This is a genomic window from Olleya sp. HaHaR_3_96, assembly GCF_019278545.1.
Lineage (GTDB): Bacteria > Bacteroidota > Bacteroidia > Flavobacteriales > Flavobacteriaceae > Olleya.
The window spans coordinates 1207261-1232814 of record NZ_CP058987.1 but is presented as its reverse complement, the minus strand read 5'-3'; the positions used below and the strand labels follow the sequence as shown (position 1 = coordinate 1232814).

Sequence of the window (25554 nt, the reverse complement as noted above, 5' to 3'; positions counted from 1 at the left end):
TACCTCGATTATTTTAAATGAAATATAACCTTATCATATTATTCTTTTTGGTCTTTGGGAATTTGCTTTCGCAAGAGCTAGAAGAAACTATTTACGTTGCAACCGAAACATTTAATGCAAAAAGGACATCTGAAACGTATAACACTTTCTTAAAAAACGAAACATATTTCAAATCTAATAGTAAAACAAAAGACGACTATTTTGCGTATCTATTTTTCTTAGTAAGTAAAGCAAATTATCTAGATAGCAAAAATCAACAAACAAGTGCTATTAGTGTTTATGAAGACGCTTTAAACCTTTATAATTCTCAAAAATTAAGTACCGTTTTTGAATATGACATTACTGAATACTGCCTAAAGCCTTTAGGTGTTTTATATAATAAAATTGGTGATTACACTAACGCAGAAAATACGATTAAACAATATACTTTTCTAGCCGAAAAACAACAAAATGCCAAACATAGAATTAGTGGAGCCATTAATTTAGCACAACTATATTACACGGTCGGAAAATTTGAATCTTCAAAATCAATTGTAAAAAAAGGCTTAGAAATTAAAGGTATTACAAATGTGCAGAAACAAAAACTAATTCAAATAAATACCAATAGCCAAATCGCATTAAAACAAATAACCAGCAATAAAGATATCCCTACAAAAAGTCAAATAGACTCTTATGAAGTGACTTCATTAGAGACCAAATATAATATTGCTGTAAACAATAAAAATTTTGAAGAAGCCCTAAAATATTCCACAAAACTAATTGATAAAGCTTCGGAGAACAGTGCTATTAACGCTAGAAATCTAGCTAAATTACATGTTAAAAATGCACAACTTCATTATAAATTAAATGATTTTGAAACAAGCCTAAAAGCGTTAAAGAGTGCCATTAAATTATTACTTCCAAACACTAAACAGCAACAACTCCCAATAAAAGAAGACTTATATCCCGAAAATACATTTATAGATATATTTGATTTATTAGCAGAAATGCAACCAAATTACAATACTGCTTTAGCCTATTACAACTTGAGCTTTTATGTCTCTGATTTATTAACTAAAAATCTAACCTCTCAAGACGCTAAACTATTGCACTTAACGGCTAATAGAAGACGAAGCGAATCTTGTATAAACTTACTATTTGACGTCTATCAATCGACTAAAGACTCTACTATTGCGATACAGGCTTTTGCCTACGCTGAAAAAAACAAAAGCACTATTTTAAAAGAAACTATTAGTAAAAAAACATTATTACAATTACACCGCAATGATAGTTTATTAATTAACGAACAATCACTATTACGCAAACAAGAACGCTTAACCAATAGTTTGATTAAAGCACAATACCAGAAAGATGCTAATCAAATTAATACACTAAGCCAAGATCTCACAACTGCAAGTTCTGCTTTAAAGCAATTAAAAATTAAAATAGATAAAGCATACCCAAAGACTAATACTTCCAATATTTCAATCAAAAAACTTAAGCACAAACTAGATAAAAACAAGGCTATTCTAGCGGAATACTTTTATGGAAATACAGCTATTTTTCAATTTATAATTTCCGCGGAATCCATTGATTTTATAAAGATTAAAAAGACAACTGATTTAGATAATGCAATAAATGATTATATTAATTACTTCGATAATTCTTCTGCAATAAATAATAATATCTCAGCATTTACAACCGATGCTTTTCAACTGTATCAATTATTACATTTTAAAAATACTTCTGCGTATCAAAATGTTGTAATTATACCAGATGGTTTTTTAAATTTTATTCCTTTTGAAAGTCTTTTATCCTTAAATACATCAACAACAAGTTATTCTAAAATGCCCTTTGTAGCTAAAAAGCAGATTTTAGCTTATAATACCAGTGCATTTTTATATTTAAACACACACCCTTTTGAATACGACGCATCTGTTTTAGGTGTTTTCCCGGTATTTGACAACAGTAATTCAAAATTAACGTACTCCATAAACGAGGCAGAAAGTATTGCAAAACATATTGATGCAAAATTTTTAATGTATGATAATGCAACTAAAAAAGACGCACTCCTTCAAGCAAAAAACTATGGTATATTACATTTATCCACACATGCTAGTAGCGGAACATTTAGAGTTCCTGCAAACATCGATTTTATAGATGAAAAATTATTTTTAAATGAATTATATAGCGTCAATCTAAGCAACAAACTAGTCGTGTTAAGTGCTTGCGAAACGGGCATTGGAAAACTTCAAAAAGGAGAAGGAAGCATGAATATGGCTAGAGGTTTTCAATATGCTGGTGTAGAAAACTTATTATTTTCACTTTGGAAAATCAATGACTTATCAACCTCAAAATTGATGGCTTCCTTTTACAAAAATTATAGCAAAACACATTCGGCTTTTATTGCTAATCATTTATCAAAAATAGACTACTTAAATAATCCAGAAATCTCAAACATTAAGAAATCACCGTATTATTGGAGTGCTTTCACCTATTATGGCGATTTAACCCCTATAACAGTTTCTAATTATTCAAAATATATTGTTTTTACTATTATTGGATTAGCTATTGCTTTACTTTTATGGTTTATAATACGAAGACGTCACAATGAAAAACACGCTTAAAGACTTTTTATTTGCCAAGGACTACATCAGAGTCAAATTAAAATTAACTAAAACCAACCATTTTGAGATTAAAGCCTCAATAAATGGAGTAAAAGGCTTATTTATCTTAGATACAGGTGCATCTAATAGTTGTGTCGGTTTTGAAGCTACAAGTAAATTTTCTTTAAAAAAAGTAAAAGATTCAAAGGTATTAGCTGCAGGTGCTGGAGCAACTAACATGAAAACCCAAGTTTCCAAAAACAATACATTAAAAATTGGCCGATTAAAAATAGCGAAAGCGGCATTAGTTTTATTCGACTTAAGCCATGTCAATACAGCATTAATCAATCATGACGCGCAACCAGTTGATGGTATTATTGGTGCTGATATTTTAAAAAAAGTTAAAGGCATTATTGATTACGATAAAAAATATTTGTACTTAAAAAAATTAGTCTAATGTCTAATTTTTATTTAATTTTAGCTACCAATCAATCTTCCAAAAGACCAATCATTTTATGAGTACTTCAATTGTCATAGCAGATGACCACCCTTTAATGTTAAGAGGACTTTCTGACTTTATTACTTCTAAAGGTTTTAATATAATAGGTAGCGCGGAAGATGGTCAAACCGCTTACAATTTAATTGTTAAACTTAAACCAGACTTAGCATTATTAGATATTAGAATGCCAAAAATGACAGGCTTAGAAGTTGCTGGTGCTTGTTTTAAAAATGAACTAGAGACTAAAATCATCCTAATTACATTTGATAATGAAGAGCACTTGTTTGATAAAGCAAAAGCATATAATGTCTTTGGATATATTTTAAAAGAATTTGCAGTTGAAGAAATTGAGACTTGTATCGCACATGTATTAAAAGGAGAAGCTTATTTTAGTGAAGAAATAGCCTCTTACCTTAACGCTAAAGTCACCTACTCTAGCTCTAACCTTTTAGAAATGCTAACTCCAACAGAAGTCAAGGTCGTTAAATTTTTATCTGAAAAATTAACCTCAACCGAGATCGCTAAACAACTAATGAGCTCTCCTAGAACAGTAGAAAAGCACAGAAGTAACATTGTAAAAAAATTAGACTTAAAAAAATCGCATAACGAATTGATGCTTTGGGCAAATATGAACAAAGACATTATAGCCAATATATCGTTATAGCTGTATAAGCTCGCTTTTTTTTGCACACACCATACCTATAAAAAATACGTAGTTCTACGTATTTCACAGGTCATATATATCATTTATCTTTACGGTGCTATTAATTAGTTCTTAGGGAGAATTAATGAAGCTCTAAAACGTTAAACTGTTTTGGAGCTTTTTTTTTTGAGCACATCCAAATAAAAATACGTAGTTCTACGTATTTCACACGTCATATATATCCTCTACCTTTACCATGCTATTAATCAATTTTGGGAGAATTGATAAAGCTCTAAAACGTTAAACTGTTTTGGAGCTTTTTTTTTGAGCACATCCAAATAAAAATACGTAGTTCTACGTATTTCACAGGTCATATATATCCTCTACCTTTACCATGCTATTAATCAATTTTGGGAGAATTGATAAAGCTCTAAAACGTTAAACTGTTTTGGAGCTTTTTTTTTGGTCAATATCCAAATAAAAATACGTAGTTCTACGTATTTCACAGGTCATATAAATCTTTTACCTTTACCATGCTATTAATTAGTTCTTAGGGAGAATTAATGAAGCTCTAAAACGTTAAACTGTTTTGGAGCTTTTTTTTTGGTCAATATCCAAATAAAAATACGTAGTTCTACGTATTTCACAGGTCATATATATCTTATACCTTTACCATGCTATTAATTAGTTCTTAGGGAGAATTAATGAAGCTCTAAAACGTTAAACTGTTTTGGAGCTTTTTTTTGGTCAATATCCAAATAAAAATACGTAGTTCTACGTATTTCACAGGTCATATATATCTTTTACCTTTACCATGCTATTAATCAATTTTGGGAGAATTGATAAAGCTCTAAAACGTTAAACTGTTTTGGAGCTTTTTTTTTGGTCAATATCCAAATAAAAATACGTAGTTCTACGTATTTCACAGGTCGTATATATCTTATACCTTTACAGTGCTATTAATCAATTTTGGGAGAATTGATAAAGCTCTAAAACGTTAAACTGTTTTGGAGCTTTTTTTTTGGTCAATATCCAAATAAAAATACGTAGTTCTACGTATTTCACAGGTCGTATATATCTTATACCTTTACAGTGCTATTAAATTAGTTCTTAGGGAGAATTATTTAAGAAGACTCTGTACTGTAGTGGTGCAGAGTTTTTATTTAAAACTACAGTATGGATTTAGAAAAGAGAACAAGGGAACAAAACAGGATCATCATTGCATGTCTTGTAATACTAACATTACTTATTATCGCATTTAATGTCGTCATATTTTTTGACAAATAAACACAAAAAAAGGGAGCAACATAGTTGCTCCCTTTTAATTTTATATAAACGATTATTAAAGCTCTAAAGCTTTTTTAATGTCATTACCCATAAGTAATTCAATTGGGTTCTCTAATGCTTCTTTAATAGCGACTAAAAAGCCTACACTTTCTTTACCATCAATTATTCTGTGGTCATAAGATAATGCAACATACATCATAGGATGAATTTCTACTTTTCCATCTACAGCTATTGGGCGTTCTATAATATTATGCATTCCTAAAATTCCACTTTGAGGTGGATTTATAATTGGAGTAGATAACATACTACCAAAAACACCTCCGTTGGTAATTGTAAAAGTACCTCCTGTCATTTCATCTACAGTGATTTGACCATCTCTAGCTCTAAGTGCTAATCTTTTAACTTCTGACTCGACACCTCTAAAGGTTAAGTTTTCAGCATTTCTGATAACTGGTACCATTAATCCTTTTGGTCCAGAAACCGCTATACTAATATCTACGAAGTTAAATGTTTTCATTTCCTTACCATCTATCATAGAATTAACAGCAGGATACATTTGTAATGCACGCACAACTGCTAATGAGAAAAATGACATAAACCCTAAACCAACACCATGTTTAGACTTAAAAGTTTCCTTATATTCTTTACGTAATGCAAAAACAGGAGACATGTTTACCTCGTTAAAAGTAGTTAACATTGCTGTCGTGTTTTTAGCTTCTACTAAACGCTCTGCTACTTTACGACGTAACATTGACATTTTAGAATTTGAAGCACTACGGTCTCCACCTGTTGGCGTTCCCATTGATGGCACAGCATTTACGGCATCATCTTTAGTGACACGTCCATCTTTTCCTGTCCCAGAAATAGTACTTGTATCCATCCCTTTTTCTGCTAAAACCTTTTTAGCTGCAGGACTTGCTGTTCCAGAAGCATAAGTATCTGCCTTTGGAGTTTCTACTTTTGTTTCAGCTTTTGGCGCTGCTTCCACTTTTTTATCTGCTTTTGCTGGTGCATCTCCTTCTGGAGCTTTTGCACTTGTATCTATTAAACATACCACTTGTCCAACTGCAACTGCATCACCTTCTTCTGCTTTAAGCGTAATAGTCCCACTAGCTTCTGCCGGTAATTCTAATGTTGCTTTATCACTATCAACCTCAGCTATTGGTTGGTCTTTTTCTACATAATCACCATCTTGAACTAACCATTCTGCTATTTCAACTTCTGTTATAGATTCGCCTGGAGAAGGCACTTTCATTTCTAAAATCATCGTAATGTAATTTTATATTGTTGTGTTATTGTTTATTAGTTTACTGAATTCATTTCAAAAAATTCAAGTTTATTATCTGTCCCTACCTTTATATAGAGATTATAAACTCCGTTTTCAAAATTAACAATGTAATTATTACCTTTTTTAAAAGTATTAGTATATTCCATTGATTTTATTTTACCCAAAGCACTCATGTCAACTTCGTTTTTAAAAAAAGTCTTTGTTTTCTCTAAAGTTGAAACTTTTTTAAAATCATCATCAAACATATTAAATAAGCCAACGACATCACCGTTATTATAATGGTTTTGAAAGCTAGAAGTTGCCTGTTTATAATTATCGCTGTCTTGAGCAATCCCAATTGAACTAATCAAAAGTGATAAAATTAATAGTATTTTTTTCATATTTATACTTATTTAGCTTGACGCTGGTTATTTTTAGTCTTATCAAAAACAAAGTCAATAACTTCTTTATGACGTTTTTTAGAACGCACAGAGCTACCTGCTGCTGGTGCACCATAAGGTCTTCTAGAAGCTAGTCTAAAATGTCTTGCTTCATCTAAATTCATCAACATATGTGAATAAGCTCCCATGTTTCTTGGTTCCTCTTGCGCCCAAACGATATCGTCAGCATTTTTATATTTACTTAAGACAGCCTTGATAGCTTCCGTTGGTAAAGGAAATAATTGTTCTATTCTAACTAGAGCGACGTCTTCTCTATTTAAGTTATCACGCTCTTCGTCTAAATCGTAATAAAATTTACCTGTTAAAAAGACAAGAGTTTTAACTTTATCCACTTTTACAGAGGCATCATCTATCAATGTTTGGAAGCTTCCGTTTGCAAACTCATCTACTGTGCTAACACATTTTGGGTGACGTAATAAACTTTTTGGCGTAAACACTATTAATGGTTTACGGAAGTTGACCTTCATTTGACGTCTTAACAAGTGAAAGAAGTTAGCAGGTGTTGTACAATCTGCAACAAACATATTATCTTTTGCACACAACTGTAAATAACGTTCCATACGTGCGGAAGAGTGCTCTGCTCCTTGTCCTTCATAACCATGTGGTAATAACATGACTAATCCGTTTTGAGTTTTCCACTTATCTTCACCAGCAGAAATATATTGATCTAGCATGATTTGAGCACCATTACTAAAATCTCCAAACTGCGCTTCCCAAATAGTTAAAGTATTTGGACTTGCCATAGCGTACCCATAATCAAATCCTACTACGCCATACTCTGAAAGTAAAGAGTTATAGATATAAAATTGACCTTGCTTATCATTTATTTGGTTTAATAATAAAATTTCTTCTTCACTATCCTCAACTTTCACAACTGCGTGTCTGTGAGAAAACGTACCACGTTCTACATCTTGACCTGACATACGCACATTATAACCTTCGTCTAAAAGTGTTCCGTATGCTAAATGCTCTGCCATAGCCCAATCTAATCTGTTTTCGTCAAACATATTTTGACGCTCATTGATTAGACGTTCTATTTTTCTGATAAACTTTTTATCTTTTGGTAAGTTAGAGATTACTTTGGTAATAGCTGCTAACTTCTCAGTAGAAGTAGTTGTATCAATTGGTTGCATCATAATAGTTTCATCTACCTGAGTAAAATCTTTCCATTGGTCCTCCATAAATGGAGTGATGACTGTTTTATCTTCTTTACGAGAATCTTCTAACTTTTCTTCTAAACTAGATTTGTACTCGTTTTCTAATGTCTTAACATGATCTTTATCAATAATACCTTGCTCAATTAATTTTGCAGCATAGATATCTCTTGGATTGGCATGTTTAGAAATTGCTTTATATAATTTTGGCTGCGTAAATCTTGGTTCATCACCTTCATTATGCCCGTATTTTCTATATCCTAAAAGGTCAATAAATACGTCACGCTTAAAATTCATTCTAAAATCTAATGCAAATAACATGGCATGCACTACTGCTTCTGCATCGTCTGCATTAACATGTAACACTGGAGATAACGTTACTTTAGCAATATCTGTACAATACGTACTAGATCTAGCGTCTAAATAGTTAGTTGTAAATCCGACTTGATTATTAACAACGACGTGAATTGTCCCGTTAGTTTTATAACCATCTAACTGTGCCATTTGTACCACTTCGTACACTAATCCTTGACCTGCTATTGCTGCATCTCCGTGAACTACGATTGGTAAAACTTTACTAAAGTTATCGCTATAAAAATTATCTTGTTTTGCTCTAACAATACCTTCAACAACTGCTCCAACCGTCTCTAAGTGTGATGGGTTTGGTGCAATACTTAGGTTTATTTTTTTCCCACTATTAGTCTGACGATTACTAGTCCAACCTAAATGATACTTGACATCTCCATCAAAAACTTCTTGCTCGTAATCCTTTCCATCAAACTCGCTAAAAATGTCTTTTGCAGACTTTCCAAAAATATTTGTTAAGGTACTCAAACGCCCTCTGTGCGCCATTCCCATTACAAATTCTTGAACACCAAGTTCTGCTGCTTTTTCAATTACGGCATCTAATCCTGGGATTAAAGACTCCCCTCCTTCCAGAGAGAACCGTTTTTGTCCTACATATTTAGTATGTAGAAAACTTTCAAACGATACGGCCTCATTTAATTTTTTTAGGATGTGCTTTTTTTGCTCTCCAGAAAAATTAGGCTGATTGTCGTTTATATTTAATTTGCTCTGAATCCACTGTATTTCGTCAGGTTTTCTGATATACATGTATTCCACTCCAATAGCATCGCAATAAATACTATTTAAATGTTTAATAATTTCTCTAAGTGTTTGTGCACCAATACCTAAAATATCACCAGCATTAAAATTGGTGTCCAAATCGGCTTGTGTCAAGCCAAAATTTTCCAATGCCAAACTAGGCTCGTACTTACGACGATCCCTTACCGGGTTTGTTTTAGTAAATAAATGCCCTCTGTTACGATAACCATCTATTAATTTTACTACTTGAAATTCTTTTTGAACATGCTCAGGCATTTGGGTGGAAACACCCTCTGCTATTTCTCCATCTAATCCGTAATTTTCCGAACCAAAGTCGTAACCTTGAAAAAAGGCTCTCCAACTAGGCTCTACAGAGTCAGGGTTTTCTAAGTATTGATCGTATAAGTCAGCAAAGTATGCTGTATGTGCTGCGTTTAAAAAGGAGTATTTATCCATTATTTTCTTTAAGACGTGTTCGCTTCAACAAAATTTTATCAAAAATACAACTTTTACTATATATAGAGATGGTTTTATTATATTTATAACATTCTAAAACATCTAAATTAATTATTATGAAAATCAAATCAATTAACAGCTCTAAAATTATCATATTATCAATGATTGCTTGTTTTTTTGTAACTTTTGGTAATGCACAAGATAATTTACCACAGCAAAAAAGTGAATTTTGGAAAAATGTTCGTTTTGGTGGTGGATTAGGATTAAGCACCGGAAGCAACTTTTTTAGTGCAACATTAGCGCCAACCGCTATTTACCAATTTGATGAATCATTTGCTCTAGGGGTTGGTTTGAATGCAACCTACAATAAGAGTAAAAATTTTTACAAATCGACAATTCTAGGAGCAAGCATAATTGGAATCTACACGCCTATCAGAGACATTCAGATTTCTGGTGAATTTGAGCAAAATCATGTGAATAGAAATTTTGACAACCCAGCTTTTATTGATGACACCTATTGGGTCCCTTCTTTATTTATCGGTGCAGGATACACTACCAATAATATAACCATTGGGATACGTTACGATGTTCTTTATGACGACACTAAAAGTATATACGCTAATGCTTGGGTCCCTTTTGTAAGAGTATTCTTTTAAACAAAAAACACATAACCTAAAAACCAAACCTTTTTACAATCTTGTAAGAAGGTTTTTTTTATGGAACGATACGCTCTTTTTTTTAATTAAGACATTTTTATCCTAAATATGACTTATATCATATTATAAGTTTTATTATGACAGTATTTTTGTCGAATAAAACTAAGATATTATGAAAACAACACTAAAATTAATGACCGTATTATTTATAACCATGCTAATTAGTTGTGGTGGTAAAGAAGAAAAGAAAAAAGAAGAATTTTCTTATAAGAAAAAGGAAACGACAGAAAAGACGACTGCACCAAAAGCAGAAAAAACACCACCTTCTAAACAAATAGACTTAACAAACAAAGGACTCGGCCCTATAAAATCTGTAACACTTGCAGCAGAAATAGATCAAACAATGGTTACTCTTGGCGCTGACGTTTATAAAAAAATGTGTACTGCTTGTCACAGAACAAACAAAAAATTTATAGGACCACCACCAACAGGAATATTAAGTCGTCGTACTCCAGAATGGATTATGAATATGATTTTAAATCCAGAGCAAATGGTAAAAGAAGATCCGTTAGCTAAAGAGTTATTAATGGAATTTAATGGTTCTCCTATGGCAAATCAAGGCCTTACTGAAAAAGAAGCAAGAGCGGTCCTAGAATATTTCAGAACACTTAAATAATCTATTATAAAACTAATAAAACAATTGCTCTTTGTTTTTGCTATCGCGCTAACCTTATACGCGTGCAAAAACGAAACTAACGGTACGAGTGAAACAGCAACAGATTCAGGAACTAAAAGCGACAGTAAAGCCAGAACCGGGCAAGCCTTTATTAAAGACACTGGAAGCACAACAGTTTTAAGCAGAGCAATGGACTCTTAAGACCACACCACTTTAGTTGCTGCCGTCCAAGCTGCACAATTAGAAAATGCTTTAGTTAATGCAGGACCATTAATGGTTTTTGCTCCAACTAACGCAGCTTTCGCAGCATTACCAGAAGGCACTGTAGAAAATTTATTGAAGCCAGAAAACAAAGCGGCTTTAGCAAATATTTTAAAATACCATGTGACACCAAGGATTTCATAAAGAAGTTTAAAAAATTAGGTCAAGCTAATAATGACTATGTAAAAGTAGAAGTAGTCGACGGAGAACCAATGATTGGTGGCGCCAAAATACTAGGTAATGTAAAAGCCGGAAACGGAATCGTACACATCATAGATAAAGTATTATTAACACCAACAAAATAATAAAAACACTAACTAAAACAGCTTAAACAATGAAAAATATAATAACGTCAAGTATTGCAATGCTAGTTATCCTAATAGGATTTACGAGTTGCAACAAAGGTAATAACTCAGGTGGTAAATCTGGTGCATTAGCTAGTAACGTAGCCGAACGCGTCTATGTTGCTCCTGGAGAGTACGACTCGCATTACGCCTTCCTATCAGGTGGATACAGTGGTAACGTAACAGTGTACGGTCTACCTTCTGGTAGAATGTTTAAAGAAATCCCTGTCTTTTCTCAATTTCCAACCTCTGGTTATGGATATTCTGAAGAAACAAAACCAATGTTAAACACCTCTCACGGATTTATCCCTTGGGGAGATGCGCATCATCCAGATATCTCTCAATCAAAAGGAGAATTAGATGGTCGTTGGTTATTTATAAATGAAAACAACACGCCACGTATTGCAAGACTTAGTCTTACCACATTTGAAACCGAAGAAATTATTGAAGTACCTAATAGTGCAGGTAATCACAGTTCTTCTTTTGTAACAGAAAACACAGAGTACGTTGTTGCAGGAACACGTTTTTCTGTACCAATTCCACAACGTGATATGCCAATTAAAGACTACAAAGGAAACTTTAAAGGGTCCTTATCTTTTATTAGCGTAGCGCCAGAAACTGGTAACATGGATATTAAATTCCAAATCCTAATGCCAGGTTTTAACTACGATTTATCGCACCCTGGACGTGGAAAATCTCATGGTTGGTTTTTCTTTACAACGTATAATACAGAAGAGGCTAATACCCTTTTAGAAGTTAATGCGTCACAAAATGATAAAGATTTTATTGCTGCTATTAACTGGAAAAAAATTGAAGAGTATGTAAATAATGGTGGTGGAACAATGATGCCTGCTAATTATGCACATAATGTATATGATGAGGACACACATACAGCGACATCTACAATGAAAAAAGAGGTTCGTGTTGTAAACCCAATCGATGTTCCTGGAGCTGTTTATTTTATTCCAACACCAAAATCACCTCATGGTTGTGCTGTAGATCCTTCTGGAGAATACATTGTAGGTAATGGTAAATTATCGGCAAACGTAACAGTGCATTCATTTACAAAAATGTTAGATGCTATTAAAAATGAAAAATTTGCAGGTGAAGCTTACGGAATACCTATTTTAAACTTTGAAGATGTGTTAGCAGGCGTTGTAGACCAAGCAGGATTAGGACCATTACACACTGAATTTGATGGAAAAGGAAATGCATATACGACATTCTTTATTTCTTCTGAAGTTGTAAAATGGAAACTAGGAACATGGGAAGTTATCGATAGAAAACCTACTTATTACTCTGTTGGTCACTTAACAATCCCTGGAGGAAACTCTGGAAAACCACAAGGTAAATACATGTTTGCCATGAATAAGATTACTAAAGACAGATACCTACCAACGGGTCCAGAGATGGAACACTCAGCACAATTATATGATATCTCTGGAGACAAAATGGAGCTATTATTAGATTTCCCAACACATGGAGAGCCACATTACGCTGCTGCAATGGAAGCAAGTATTATAAAGGAGCAATCTCAAAAAATCTATAAACTAGCAGATAACAAGCATCCATATGCTGCAAAATCTGATGCAGACACTAAGGTGGTTAGAGAAGGTAAAGAGGTACATATTTACTTAACAACTATTAGAAGCCATTTCTCACCTGACAATATTGAAGGGATAAAAGTTGGAGATAAAGTATACTTCCACGTAACTAACTTAGAGCAAGATTTTGATGTCCCACACGGATTTGCGGTAATAGGACAAAACAATTCAGAGTTACTAGTAATGCCAGGACAAACAAAAACATCTGTTTGGGAACCTAAACAAGTTGGTGTATGGCCATTTTACTGTACAGATTTCTGTTCTGCATTACACCAAGAAATGCAAGGTTACATAAGAGTCTCTGCAGCTGATTCAGACACACCAATTAAGTGGTCTCTAGGTGAAGATATCGAATAACTAATATTAAAAATTAGAGAGATTTTGTTTTAGTGTTTATTTCTCTAATTAAGGCGAGAGTTGAATTTTCGCTCTCGCCTTTCTTTTTTAAAACACTTTATTCTATTTACACAGAAACCTCACTGATTACTACATTAAATACAACTTATCATGAAAAAGGCTAGCATTATAATGATTATAGGTTCATTACTGTTATTAGGGCTTTTTAAATTTCCGTTATGGAACATTATGCTTGGAGCACCTCAATATCCAGATCCGTTAGGGATGAATATTTATATTGATGGTATTAAAGGCGTATCAGAATTTGATTTACAAAACATTGACGGATTAAATCACTACATAGGTATGAAAACTATACCTAAAGCTGACGAAATGTGGGAGTTCTCCATGTTTCCAAAAGTAATATTCGGAATGGCACTTCTAGGTATTATAATTGGTATTTTAGGATTTTTAGACAAAGTAAGCTACAAGTTTTTTTTAGGGTGGTTTATTTTAATGTCTGTCCTAGGTATATTGGGCATGTATGACTTTAATAACTGGCTAGTGGATTACGGTGGTAATCTAGATCCACACGCTATTATAAAAGTTACCAATCCTGATGGCTCACCAATGTCATATAAACCACCACTAATTGGTTTTAAAAAACTATTAAACTTTGATGTTACTTCTTTACCACATACAGGAGGATATCTAATGTTTGTAGGTATGTCCTTAACACTTTTTGCTTTTTGGTTAGGCCGAAAAACAAGTGTCAAGAAAACAACATAGTAATTTTATATTTTCAAAACACTAAAACAATGAAAACACTAAAACACTATTTACCAGTCTTATTACCTCTTATTTTTACAAGTTGTAATGTCTCTCCAAAAGCCATAGCATATGGTAGCGATGGCTGTCACTATTGTAAAATGACCATCGTAGATAAAGTGCACGCTGCAGAGTTTGTTACCAAAAAAGGTAAAACATACAAATTTGATGCAACCGAGTGTATGGTTAATTATTTTGATGAATTTGATACTTCAGAAATTGAATTATACTTAACGAATCATTTCTCAGAACCAGAAGCTCTTACCGATGCTACACAAGCCACTTTTTTAATTAGTAAAAGTATTCCAAGCCCAATGGGCGCATTTTTGACTGCTTTTAAAACTAAGGGGGAAGCCGAAAAAATAAAAGCTGAGAAAGGCGGTGAGTTATATTCTTGGACACAAGTATTAGCGCATTTAAAAAACTAGGCACATGAAATATTCAAGCCTTATTTTGTTAGCCATATTTATGGTTAACACCGCTATTGCACAAACTATTGAAGTGTGTAAAACATGCCCTATTAACACTGTAAAGAAAGCTATAAGTCAAGCAAAAGACTTTGATACTATTATTATAAAAAAAGGGACGTATAAAGAACATGCTATTATTATAGACAAACCATTGACTATTATTGGTAAAAACTACCCTGTGATTGATGGAGAATCTAAAGGTGAGATCATCATCATAAAAGCAGACAATGTTACAGTTGATGGATTATTTATAATAAATGTAGGTACAAGTTATACGGAAGATTATGCAGCTGTTAGAGTAAGAAATAGCAAAAATTTTGTAATTCAGAATCTAGTCCTTGAAAAATTATTTTTTGGTATTTACATTGAAAAATCAAGAGATGGCAAAATATATCATAACAAAATTATTGGTGATGCTGTAAAAGAGTACAATTCCGGAAACGGAATCCAATTATGGTATAGTAAAAACATCCAAATTGAACATAATTATGTAGAGCATGTTAGAGATGGCATTTATTTAGAATTTTCTGACGGATGCCTTATCAAAAACAACACGAGCACCCTAAATGTACGTTATGGTTTACACTTTATGTTTTCTAACGATGACATCTACCAAGACAACACCTTTGAAAATAATGGTGCAGGTGTCGCTGTTATGTTTTCAAAGCGCATAAAAATGTACAATAATCTTTTTAAAGAAAACTGGGGAACAGCTTCTTACGGCATGCTTTTAAAAGAAATAAATGATGCCGAAATCATAGGTAATACTTTTGAAGACAATACCATCGGAATCAACATAGAGGGTTCTAACCGTATTATTTATAAACACAATAATTTTTCAAATAACGGATGGGCCATCAAAGTAAAAGGCGCCTGTTATACTAATACATTTACGGAAAACAATTTTTTATACAACTCCTTTGACATTGCTTACAACAGTAATGTTAACGATAATGTTTTTGATAAAAATTACTGGAGTAATTACACCGGTTATGACTTAGACAAAAATGGTATTGGAGACGTTCCTTACAGACCTGTAAAACTGTTTTCTTACATCGTGAATCGCACACCAGAAACTATCATTTTACTGCGTAGTATGTTTATAGATATTATTGATTTTTCAGAAAAAGTGTCACCAGTATTTACGCCAGACAATTTACTAGACAATAACCCACTAATAAAAAAAATAACATGGTAACCATTCAAAATTTACATAAAAAGTTCGGAAAAAACCAAGTATTAAGTGGTGTAGACTTAAGCATTAGTGAAGGCGGAATTTTTGCTGTACTGGGACCAAATGGTTCAGGAAAAACAACATTGATTAAAGCCATTTTGGGCATGGTAATCCCTAATAAAGGTGACATTACCGTCCTTGGAGAAAACATTAAAAAAAATCCAGAATACAGGCATAAAATTGACTATCTACCACAAATAGCAAACTTCCCCAGTAATTTAAAAGTAAAAGAATTAATCAAAATGATTAAGGATTTACGTAAACCAACTTCAGAAGACCAACGTCTGATAGATCTGTTTAAATTAGACCCTTTTTTAGATAAAAAACTAGGTAATTTATCTGGAGGAACAAAGCAAAAAGTTAATCTAGTATTAACGTTTATGTTTAATAGTCCATTAATTATTTTAGACGAACCCACTACTGGTTTAGATCCAATATCATTAATACGATTAAAAGATTTAATTAAAGCCGAAAAAGCCAAAGGAAAAACAATACTTATCACCTCACACATTATGAGTTTTGTTGAAGAAATATCAGATGAAATTGTATTTATCCTAGAAGGTAAAATATACTTTAAAGGCTCAATTTCAGAATTAAAAACCAAGACACAGCAGCCCGATTTTGAGCATGCAATTGCGTCTATATTAACCGATAATCATGCTTAAAATATTAAAATATAGTTTTTACGACTTAATGCGTAGTCGCTGGAGTTACGTCTACTTTGCATTTTATTTACTACTTGGTATTGTGTTATTGTTTTTAAATAACGACTTATCAAAAGCCGTCATTACATTAATGAATGTTATCATTGTTTTAGTACCACTAATTGGAACCATTTTTGGAGTCATGTATTACTACAACAATAAAGAATTTACGGAACTATTATTAGCACAACCATTAAAACGATCTTCCATTTTTATGGGACAATATTTAGGTGTTGCTTTATCGTTATCTATGAGTTTAATTTTAGGATTAGGGATTCCGTTTGTGTTTTACGGACTGTTTCAAAGTAGTGCTATCTGGGATTTTTCATTATTAATAATTACCGGTACATTTTTAACTCTAATTTTTACTGCATTAGCTTTTAATATTGCACTATCTAACGAGAACAAGATTAAAGGGTTTGGTTATGCTATTTTACTTTGGTTATTTCTAGCAGTAATTTACGATGGCTTATTTTTAATGACCCTTATTATGTTTGAAGACTATCCTTTAGATAAACTATCACTAATAGGCACCATGTTAAATCCTATAGATTTATCAAGAACCTTAATACTTTTAAAACTAGACATCTCTGCTTTACTAGGCTATACTGGCGCAGTTTTCAAACAATTTTTCGGGACTAATGTAGGATTAATAGTATCCTTTGTAATGCTTTCTGTTTGGGTTGTATTACCCGTTTCTAGAATTATATACAAATCTAAAAAGAAAGATTTCTAAGCTTCAAATACTCATCATAAACCTAAATGGTTCTATGACAATAATCATGTTTAAATCACATAACAATTTCTAAATTTATACTATGATTTCAGCTATAACAGCAAAAATAACCACGTTTGTTTTAGTATTTATATTATTAGCTAATAATATAAATACTATGGTTATTGTTGCTGATTTTGTGATAAATCAAGACCAAATTGCAAAAACACTTTGCGTCCAAAAAGAAGATCAAAAAGGGTGTAATGGAAAATGCCAATTACGTAAAGATCTTACAGAAAACAACCCTGAGTCTGACCCTGACATACCATTACAAGGGACTAAGCGCATCAGTCTAGATGTGTATTGTCCTGCAAGTATTTTTACTTTGGAAACAGAGCCAATAGAACCAATCGTATTAAAACAAAATATTCATTTTTCTGATTTAAAAGTCTCAAAAATGTATCTAGACATAGACACACCTCCACCAAATTTTAGTTAATTTTTTTCGATTAAAAATCATTTTGATTTTACTCTCATTCTAACTCATTTTATGACGTTAGCAGGAAGTTTTTAGCATAATTTTAAATACAAAAAAGAAAAAAAAATGAAACTTAAATATATATTTCCAATCCTTTTTATCGCATTATTAAACGTCTCTTGTTCTTCAGACAATGACGACGATGACTCCCGAATCACAAACGAAGTTACTGGACTAACAAAAATTCAGGATCTAATTAATGACACTCATACCATTGAGTTATTTAATACGACTGGTCAATTTAAAACCGGTTATAACGCTATAAGCCTAAGAGTTATTGACAATACAACAAACAGCTATGTTGAAGATGCTAATTTATCTTGGATACCAATGATGCAGATGCCAACCATGGAACATTCTTCACCTAAATCTACTATAACCAAAACGTTAGGAAAAGATACGGTTTACGATGGTTTTATAATCTACCAAATGACTAATCTTGATGGCTCTGGATGGTCTCTAACAGTAAACTACACCATTAACGGAATAGATTATACTGTTACAGATGCGATTACAGTACTGCAAAATGACAATCAAAATTCTGCAAGTTTTATGGGAAGTGATGATAGCAGATACATTGTTGCTTTAGTAGAGCCTAACAATCCTAAAATTGCGATTAACGATCTAAAAGTTGGGCTTTTCAAAATGGAAAACATGATGACATTTCCAGTGGTAGAAGACTTTACAATAACACTAGATCCAAGAATGCCAGGTATGGGTAATCACACATCTCCTAACAACACGGATTTAACTTATAACAGTGCAGAACAAATGTACAATGCTGATTTAGCATTAACAATGACCGGCTATTGGGTACTTAATTTAAAACTACTAAACACCAACGATGAGGTTTTAAAAGGTGAAGATGTTACCGAAGAAAACACACAAAGCTCATTATACTTAGAGCTAGAGTTTTAACTCAAAACCGACTTCAAAAATGATAACAGACACATTAGTTTGTAGTGTGTCTGTTTAAATAAAATACTAATGAAAAAGTTTATAATATTTAGTATCAGCTTATTTTTTAGCGGATTTACATTTGCTCAAGAAGACACCACTTTTACAAAAAAAGATACTACAAAATTAGAAGAGGTTATTGTTTTAGGGAGACGAAAACTAAGTAACTACCGTCAAGAAAAAACATTATCCAGTATTGATGAGTTTCTAGAAAAATCAAACAAAATAACCATGATTAAACGTGGTAATTATGCTTGGGAGCCTTCCATCAATAATATGACAAGTGATCGCTTAAGTGTTACCATTGATGGTATGCAAATATTTGGTGCTTGTACAGATAAAATGGATCCGATTACATCTTACGTAGATGTCTCTAACTTAGAAAAAGTTAGTGTTGGATCAGGACAAGAAGGTACAGAAAATGGACATTGTGTTGGAGGAAACATTGATTTACAAATTCCAAAATCTAAATACTTTGAATCTGGTCTAAAAACTAGTGCTGATGTAGGTTATGAAACTAACGGAAACTATAAAACAGGAGGTTTAGACGTAGAGTATTCTGGAAACAAATTTTATATTAATGCTGACGGAATTTACCGTAAATCGGATAATTATGATACCGGAAATAGTAAGGAAATATTATATTCTCAATTCGAAAAATTTAATATCTCGCTTCAAACAGGCTACAAACTATCCGAAAACCAGTCTTTTGATGCTCACATAATTTACGATAAAGCAACAGACGTTGGTTATCCCGCATTACCAATGGATGTATCTTTGGCTGAAGCTTTAATTACATCTATAACCCATAATTACAGCAACGACTCTACGTTTATTAAAACCTTAGAAACCAAGCTATATTTTAATACTATTACACATATAATGGACGACTCAAAACGTCCTGATGTCCCAATTAGAATGGATATGCCAGGTTGGAGTGATACCTATGGGTTTTATAGCAAAGCAACCGCACAGGTTAATAAACACCAATTAGCATTTAATTTTAACGGGTTTTACAATCGGGCTTTAGCAGAAATGACCATGTATCCAAACGACTCTGACCAACCTGCTATGTTTATGTATACTTGGCCAGACATTAGAACATTGTACACTGGTATATATGCAAAGGATAGCTATACGTTAAATAATCAAGAAACAATTTCGGCATCACTAAGATTAGGATACCACCGCAACAAAATAGCAAAAGCGGTTGGATTAGAAAGTTTACAGATTTTTTACCCAGAAATAGACGCTATCAACAGTCGATTTCTAACTAGCTTTTCTTCAAATTATAATTTAAAAAAAGAAAAATCAAACTATTCATTTGGATTAGGCTACGGAGAAAGAGCGCCTTCTGTTAGCGAAGGTTATGGCTTTTTCTTATATAATAGTTTTGATAATTATGATAACATTGGAAACCCAACCTTAAAAAACGAAAAAGCTATTGAAGCTAATTTTAAAGCTGATTATAATTTTAACAAATTTACTATTGGATTAGAATCGTCTTACTTCTATTTAATGGATTATATCATAGGAGACATAGACACAACATTAAGTCCAATGACTATTGGAGCCAATGGCGTACGTGTTTATAATGCGTTACCAAACGCTTCTATTTTTGATGTGTATGTCAATACATCGTACAAATTCAGCAATACCATCTCGGCAAATGCAAGTGTTGGTTACAATTATGGAAAAGGCAGTAATAACAAGAATTTACCATTAATAAAGCCGTTTTCTTATTTAGCTGAATTAAACTATAACATTAAAACCTTTAATGCAGCTTTACAATTAGAGGGTAATGGAAACCAAAGTAATTACAGTAATTTTTATGGCGAAGACGAAACACCGTCATACTCTGTTTTAAACCTCAACTTAGGACATGTATTTTTCCTTGACACCAACAAGTTTATACTAAAATATGGTCTAGAAAACATTTTGGACACGACATATTCTACCTACGCAGATTGGAATAACATACAAAGACAAGGACGCAATTTTTATATGAATGTATCCGTAGTTTTCTAATTTCAACAAACACCATTAAAAAGGCCCATAACATTACGTGTTATGGGCTTTTTCCGTGTTACAGTAGACTAGACTACTAGTTCTCAAGCTGAGCTTCCAATGCTTTAGCTTTTGGAAATAAAATATTATTTTCTAAATGAATATGTAGATGTAAATCTTTTTCAAATTCATCTAACATAGCATACGTTACTTTATAGGTATTACAAGCATCTGCAGGTGGCGTATAATCTGTTGTTAATTTAGCTATTTCTCTAAATCGGACACCTTCATTATCATGCTCATGCATCATCATAGCAATAGGACTCTCTACACTACCAAAAGCCGGCGCTTGTAAAACACCATTGCTTAATTTAACTTTAACCATTTTCTTTATAAACGGAAACAAGATAAATTCCTCTTTTTTCATGTGTGATGCTAATTCGCCAGCAGACGCAGTAAACAAGTCGTTTATTTTAAATAATTCTGGATGACTTGCACCATGTACTTTGCATAATTTATCTAAAAACTGACGTAATATAGGTGTTTTTTCTTCAACATAACGGTGGTGTTTCTTTTGGATATAATCGACTAACAAATCTATAGGCCAAGATTGATAATCTATATTTTGACCAGTAGTGCTTCGCATGATAGCATCCAATTCATCTAACAATAAATTACTATCAATATTATTTTTAGTACAGACCTCCTCTACCGTTCTGTTTCCTCTACAACAAAAATCTATTTTATACTTATTAAAAAGCGCTGCTGTTCTAAAATCTTCGGCTACAAATTGCCCGATCTCTTTTTGACTATTTTCATGTAATGTTTGCATATCAATTCTATTTCGGATAAAATTATCCTATTTGTGTTTAAATTTTTTTTAGGTCTTTAAAAACGAGACTCCAGATTTTATACCCAGTGCCAATTCTTCTAAATTAGTAGTTTCTAACATCACTTTAAGTCCATCTCTAATAACCTTAAATTTATCATGTACCGGACAAGGATGATTTTCGTCACACTTACTTAAGCCCAAACCACAACCACTATAAACAGCATCGCCATCTATAGCTTCAACCACTTGAGATAACTTAATTAATGCAATGTCTTTTTTATCAATTTCAAAACCACCGTATGCCCCTTTTACAGAGTTAACAATGTTATTTTTAACTAAAGCCTGTAAAATTTTAGCTGTAAAAGCTTGAGGCGAATCAATTTCTGCTGCAATCTCCCTAGGGCTAACGCGTTTGCCTTCAAACGAGTTTTTAGCAATAAAAATCGAGGCTCTAATTCCGTATTCGCAAGCTTTTGAAAACATTATATTTTTTAATTAGTTACACAAAGATAATTAATATTTTTAAATAGGACTATTCTATCCTATTAAGAATATTTATGTCTAAACCAAACCTTTTGCCATTCTCTTTTCAATATTAAAAAAGAAACCTCATCAGCCAATTGTAACGTATCACTACCATCCAATTTTTTAATAGCCTCTTCCGAAACATCTATGATATAGAGGAGGTTTAAGTATTCTACAAATTTTTCTTGAATCAGTTTATAGACCGTTTCATGCAACATGATCTTTAAACTTGCTGGTAAGATATCCTCAGCAAAATCTAAATCAATATTAGCGTACAAAAAATCTTTGTTTAATTGTTTTACTAAACTTTTATAAAGATGAAGCCCATTTGCTTCTTCTATTAATTGATTAAAATTTGAAGGTGTTTCCATATTAGTTACACACTTCTTGTCATTAAATTAGTTCCAAAAGCTTTTAGTAAATGTTTCTTCTCTTCAGCAATACTAAGTGTATCTAAAACTTTAAAGGCTTCTTCTGTGTATTCCTTTATAGCATCTTGTGTTGCTTTTGCAGAACCCGAACTAATAAAGTACTGTTTTACCGTTTCTATCTTATCTGAATTATCATCTAATTGAACAGAAAACAACTGTTCCAACTGTATTTTATCTTTAGCTCCTAAAAAGTCTAAAGCCTTTAAATACAAGTACGTTTTTTTATTTTCTATGATATCACCTCCCACCTGTTTACCAAATGTTTCTGGATCACCAAAAGCATCTAAATAATCGTCTTGTAATTGAAAAGCAATACCTAATAAACGACCAAATTGATAGATACTATTTTGATTTTCCTCTGAAGTCTCTGCCACAATAGCGCCCATTTTCATGGCTGCTCCCACTAAAACCGCTGTTTTGTACTCAATCATTGTTAAATACTCTGGGATAGTGACATCATCTCGAGTTTCAAAATCAACATCGTATTGTTGACCTTCGCAAACCTCTAAAGCTGTTTTACTAAATAACTTTGCTAATGCCTGAAATGTATTTGGATTATAGTTCTCAAACAACTGATAAGCCATAATCAACATCGCATCTCCCGATAAAATACCAGTATTAAGGTCCCATTTTTCATGTACTGTTTGCTGTCCTCTTCTTAAAGGTGCATCATCCATAATATCATCATGTACTAAAGAAAAATTATGAAACACCTCAATACTTAAAGCAGCATCTAAAGCTTTGTTATAATCACTACCAAAAATATCCGCAGTCATTAAAGTTAGCACGGGGCGTAAACGCTTACCTCCTAACCCTAATATATAATGAATAGGACTATATAAATTTTCCGGTTCTTTTGGTGACGAGTAACCTTTTAAATAATCTGTAAAAGCAGACTGGTATGATAAAATATTTTGCATCAGACAAAAATAAAGTAAATAGTACTAACAAACTAAACTCTAGCAAAACTCCCATGTTAAAAAATCATTAATACTTTGGAAACTTTAATTGTTTTTAAAGTTTCCTGTTGTATATTTGCAATCAAATATGAGAGAAAAAATTATAAATAAATCCGCAGAACTGTTTTTAACACTTGGTTTTAAAAGTGTTACAATGGACGATATCGCCAATGAGCTAGGGATATCTAAAAAAACAATATATCAGCATTTTGATAATAAAACAAAATTAGTTGAAGCGACCACACTAAATCTGTTCAATAATATTTGTGATGGTATAGACTGTATTTCCGAAGCATCACATAATCCAATAGAGGAATTGTACGATATTAAGATGTTTGTTATGAATTATCTTAAAAACGAAAAAACATCACCACAATTTCAGCTAAAAAAATACTACCCGAAAATACATTTACAATTACACATGAAACAATTCGAAAAAATGCATGTTTCCGTAAAAGAAAGCATCCAAAAAGGAGTTGACACCAAATTATTTAGAGAAAATATTGACGTTGACTTTATTTCTAGAATGTACTTTAATGGTATGTCTGGTATTAAGGATGAAACTATTTTCCCTTCAAATTTATTTACAATGGACTACTTAATGGAAAGCTACTTAGAATACCATTTAAGAGCTATATGTAATGATAAAGGGCTACAAACATTAAACAAATTTATAACTAACCATCAATCCTAAATCAATGAGAAACATACTAATAATTTTTAGTTTTATTCTTAGCACTTTTGCTTATTCTCAAAAAACTACTCCAACCGAGTTTTCTTTACAAGAAGCAATTGATTATGCTTTAGAAAACAATAGATCTGTAAAAAATGCTGCTCTAGATATTGATGCTGCTGTCAAACAAAAATGGGAAACAACCGCCACTGGTCTGCCTCAACTTAGTGCTGCAGTAGATTATCAAAATGCATTAAAACGAAATGTGTTTGTTTTTGGAGATCAAATCATCCAAGTTGGATCAAGACACACATTAACAGGTACTGCTACCCTAAGTCAACTACTTTTTGACGGTTCTTATATTGTGGGTTTACAATCTGCAAAAGTGTACTTAGAGATTTCTAAAAATGCAAAAACAAAGACAGACTTAGAGGTTAGAAAAGCCGTTATCAATGCTTATGGAAATGTCCTTTTAGCAGAAGAAAGTGTTTCTATCATAGAAAAAAACATAATTGTTTTAGAAAAAAACCTAAATGAAATTACTAAAATTTTTGAAAACGGTTTAGAAGAAGAAGAAAGTGTAGAACAATTAAAAATCACACTATCTAGTGTTCAAAGTAGATTAAACAATACTAATCGACTAAAAGTCTTAGCCTATCAAATGCTAAACTTAACTATTGGAAAACCTATTGACGAGCAAACCGTATTAACTGAAAATCTAGATGCGTTAACACTCCAAAATATTCAGTTGGAATTATTAAACACTGATAATAATGTAGAAAACACAATAGATTACAAAATCGCTGAAAACGATAAAACATCAAAAGAGTTATTAGTAAAATTGGAAAAAAGTAAAGCTTTACCAAGTTTAAATGCTTTTATTAATGGCGCTTACGCGGGAAACAGAGAGTCCTTTAACTTTACAAACACAGGAGAAAAATGGTTTGGCTCTTCTATCTTTGGTGTCAGTTTAAATGTCCCGATTTTTAGTTCTGGTATGAGAAGCGCAGCAACGCAACGTGCAAAAATCAATTTAGAAAAAGCAGAAATAAACCTTACGGAAACGGAACAAATGCTAAACCTACAAATACATTCTGCTAAAAGTGATTACCAATTTGCAATTGAGGAGTACCAAAATAAAAAAGACAACCTAACGCTTGCTGAGCGAATCGAACAAAAAAATCAAACTAAATTTTTTGAAGGTATTGGCTCAAGTTTCGATTTAAGACAAGCACAAACGCAATTATATACTGCTCAACAAGAATTACTTCAAACCATGTTAGATGTTATTACAAAAAAAGCAGAACTAGAGACTTTACTAAACACAACTAACTAATCAACTTTACAA

At 32.4% G+C, this 25554-nt stretch carries 25 protein-coding genes and 1 pseudogene; 19 read left to right on the top strand and 7 right to left on the bottom strand.

The genetic code is table 11. The annotated features are described in order from the left end of the window. The first annotated feature begins 17 nt into the window (after positions 1-17). Genes H0I26_RS05250 through H0I26_RS05240 form a run of 3 tightly spaced genes read left to right on the top strand, consistent with a single transcriptional unit; the run spans position 18 to position 3748 of the window. Positions 18-2606: a CHAT domain-containing protein gene (locus H0I26_RS05250; RefSeq protein WP_218701326.1), complete on the top strand. Its 2589-nt coding sequence runs from the start codon at positions 18-20 to the stop codon at positions 2604-2606. Further along, entirely contained in the window at positions 2590-3042 is a 453-nt protein-coding gene (locus H0I26_RS05245) for a TIGR02281 family clan AA aspartic protease (protein WP_218701325.1), read from the top strand. Before H0I26_RS05250 ends, H0I26_RS05245 begins: the two co-directional genes overlap by 17 nt. Positions 3043-3100: 58 nt before the next feature. Continuing rightward, positions 3101-3748, top strand: coding sequence for a response regulator (locus H0I26_RS05240; RefSeq protein WP_218701324.1), 648 nt, complete (start codon positions 3101-3103; stop codon positions 3746-3748). A 1321-nt stretch (positions 3749-5069) separates the two neighbouring features. Here the strand turns inward: H0I26_RS05240 and odhB are convergent. From odhB to H0I26_RS05225, 3 genes are read right to left on the bottom strand one after another with little or no spacing between them, the layout of a single operon-like run. After that, positions 5070-6281, bottom strand: a complete 1212-nt coding sequence (gene odhB / locus H0I26_RS05235; RefSeq protein WP_218701323.1) for a 2-oxoglutarate dehydrogenase complex dihydrolipoyllysine-residue succinyltransferase — start codon at positions 6279-6281, stop codon at positions 5070-5072. A 35-nt stretch (positions 6282-6316) separates the two neighbouring features. Continuing rightward, complete coding sequence (locus H0I26_RS05230; protein ID WP_218701322.1) at positions 6317-6682, bottom strand: DUF3887 domain-containing protein; 366 nt, start codon at positions 6680-6682, stop codon at positions 6317-6319. Between the two features lie 8 nt (positions 6683-6690). Next, complete coding sequence (locus tag H0I26_RS05225; protein ID WP_218701321.1) at positions 6691-9456, bottom strand: 2-oxoglutarate dehydrogenase E1 component; 2766 nt, start codon at positions 9454-9456, stop codon at positions 6691-6693. A 116-nt stretch (positions 9457-9572) separates the two neighbouring features. Between H0I26_RS05225 and H0I26_RS05220 the strand changes: the two genes are divergently transcribed. The 14 genes and pseudogenes from H0I26_RS05220 to H0I26_RS05165 all read left to right on the top strand — a co-directional run bounded on the left by H0I26_RS05220 (position 9573) and on the right by H0I26_RS05165 (position 20807). Continuing rightward, a complete protein-coding gene (locus H0I26_RS05220; protein WP_218701320.1) occupies positions 9573-10112 on the top strand; it encodes an alpha-ketoglutarate decarboxylase in 540 nt (179 codons plus the stop codon). A 172-nt stretch (positions 10113-10284) separates the two neighbouring features. After that, complete coding sequence (locus H0I26_RS05215) at positions 10285-10788, top strand: c-type cytochrome (protein WP_101016576.1); 504 nt, start codon at positions 10285-10287, stop codon at positions 10786-10788. A 24-nt stretch (positions 10789-10812) separates the two neighbouring features. After that, the gene (locus tag H0I26_RS19850) at positions 10813-10989 is read left to right on the top strand and encodes a hypothetical protein (protein WP_317618219.1); all 177 of its coding nucleotides are present in this window, start codon (positions 10813-10815) and stop codon (positions 10987-10989) included. Between the two features lie 63 nt (positions 10990-11052). Continuing rightward, positions 11053-11193 (top strand): annotated as a pseudogene (locus tag H0I26_RS19845) (fasciclin domain-containing protein); the annotation flags it as partial. After that, positions 11166-11354, top strand: coding sequence for a fasciclin domain-containing protein (locus tag H0I26_RS19905; RefSeq protein ID WP_411268248.1), 189 nt, complete (start codon positions 11166-11168; stop codon positions 11352-11354). The pseudogene H0I26_RS19845 and the gene H0I26_RS19905, both read left to right, overlap by 28 nt. A 29-nt stretch (positions 11355-11383) precedes the next feature. Then, positions 11384-13354, top strand: coding sequence for a Sec-dependent nitrous-oxide reductase (gene nosZ, locus H0I26_RS05205; protein WP_218701319.1), 1971 nt, complete (start codon positions 11384-11386; stop codon positions 13352-13354). 150 nt (positions 13355-13504) lie between these two features. Then, on the top strand, positions 13505-14122 hold the full coding sequence (locus H0I26_RS05200) for a hypothetical protein (protein ID WP_218701318.1): 618 nt from the start codon (positions 13505-13507) through the stop codon (positions 14120-14122). A 29-nt stretch (positions 14123-14151) separates the two neighbouring features. Then, a complete protein-coding gene (locus tag H0I26_RS05195) occupies positions 14152-14589 on the top strand; it encodes a nitrous oxide reductase accessory protein NosL (protein WP_218701317.1) in 438 nt (145 codons plus the stop codon). 4 nt (positions 14590-14593) lie between these two features. Beyond that, complete coding sequence (locus H0I26_RS05190; RefSeq protein WP_256935266.1) at positions 14594-15829, top strand: nitrous oxide reductase family maturation protein NosD; 1236 nt, start codon at positions 14594-14596, stop codon at positions 15827-15829. Continuing rightward, positions 15823-16530, top strand: coding sequence for an ABC transporter ATP-binding protein (locus H0I26_RS05185; RefSeq protein WP_090838115.1), 708 nt, complete (start codon positions 15823-15825; stop codon positions 16528-16530). Before H0I26_RS05190 ends, H0I26_RS05185 begins: the two co-directional genes overlap by 7 nt. Further along, on the top strand, positions 16523-17305 hold the full coding sequence (locus H0I26_RS05180; protein ID WP_090838117.1) for an ABC transporter permease: 783 nt from the start codon (positions 16523-16525) through the stop codon (positions 17303-17305). Before H0I26_RS05185 ends, H0I26_RS05180 begins: the two co-directional genes overlap by 8 nt. 82 nt (positions 17306-17387) lie before the next feature. Beyond that, positions 17388-17783, top strand: coding sequence for a hypothetical protein (locus tag H0I26_RS05175; RefSeq protein ID WP_218701316.1), 396 nt, complete (start codon positions 17388-17390; stop codon positions 17781-17783). Positions 17784-17888: 105 nt separating this feature from the next. Beyond that, on the top strand, positions 17889-18740 hold the full coding sequence (locus H0I26_RS05170; protein WP_218701315.1) for a hypothetical protein: 852 nt from the start codon (positions 17889-17891) through the stop codon (positions 18738-18740). A gap of 69 nt (positions 18741-18809) precedes the next feature. Further along, the gene (locus H0I26_RS05165) at positions 18810-20807 is read left to right on the top strand and encodes a TonB-dependent receptor (protein WP_218701314.1); all 1998 of its coding nucleotides are present in this window, start codon (positions 18810-18812) and stop codon (positions 20805-20807) included. Between the two features lie 76 nt (positions 20808-20883). On the opposite strand, the gene ric is transcribed toward H0I26_RS05165, so the two are convergent. From ric to H0I26_RS05145, 4 genes are all read right to left on the bottom strand, one after another. Then, positions 20884-21618, bottom strand: a complete 735-nt coding sequence (ric, locus tag H0I26_RS05160) for an iron-sulfur cluster repair di-iron protein (protein ID WP_218701313.1) — start codon at positions 21616-21618, stop codon at positions 20884-20886. A 48-nt stretch (positions 21619-21666) separates the two neighbouring features. Beyond that, positions 21667-22101 (bottom strand): RrF2 family transcriptional regulator, encoded by a 435-nt coding sequence (locus tag H0I26_RS05155; RefSeq protein ID WP_218701312.1) that lies wholly within the window; start codon positions 22099-22101, stop codon positions 21667-21669. Between the two features lie 62 nt (positions 22102-22163). Continuing rightward, complete coding sequence (locus H0I26_RS05150) at positions 22164-22514, bottom strand: hypothetical protein (protein WP_218701311.1); 351 nt, start codon at positions 22512-22514, stop codon at positions 22164-22166. 5 nt (positions 22515-22519) lie between these two features. Further along, a complete protein-coding gene (locus H0I26_RS05145; RefSeq protein WP_101016549.1) occupies positions 22520-23494 on the bottom strand; it encodes a polyprenyl synthetase family protein in 975 nt (324 codons plus the stop codon). A gap of 127 nt (positions 23495-23621) precedes the next feature. On the opposite strand from H0I26_RS05145, the gene H0I26_RS05140 reads away from it, so the two are divergent. Further along, positions 23622-24227 (top strand): TetR/AcrR family transcriptional regulator, encoded by a 606-nt coding sequence (locus tag H0I26_RS05140; protein ID WP_101016547.1) that lies wholly within the window; start codon positions 23622-23624, stop codon positions 24225-24227. 4 nt (positions 24228-24231) lie between these two features. Continuing rightward, complete coding sequence (locus tag H0I26_RS05135) at positions 24232-25542, top strand: TolC family protein (protein ID WP_218701310.1); 1311 nt, start codon at positions 24232-24234, stop codon at positions 25540-25542. The last annotated feature ends 12 nt before the right edge of the window (positions 25543-25554 follow it).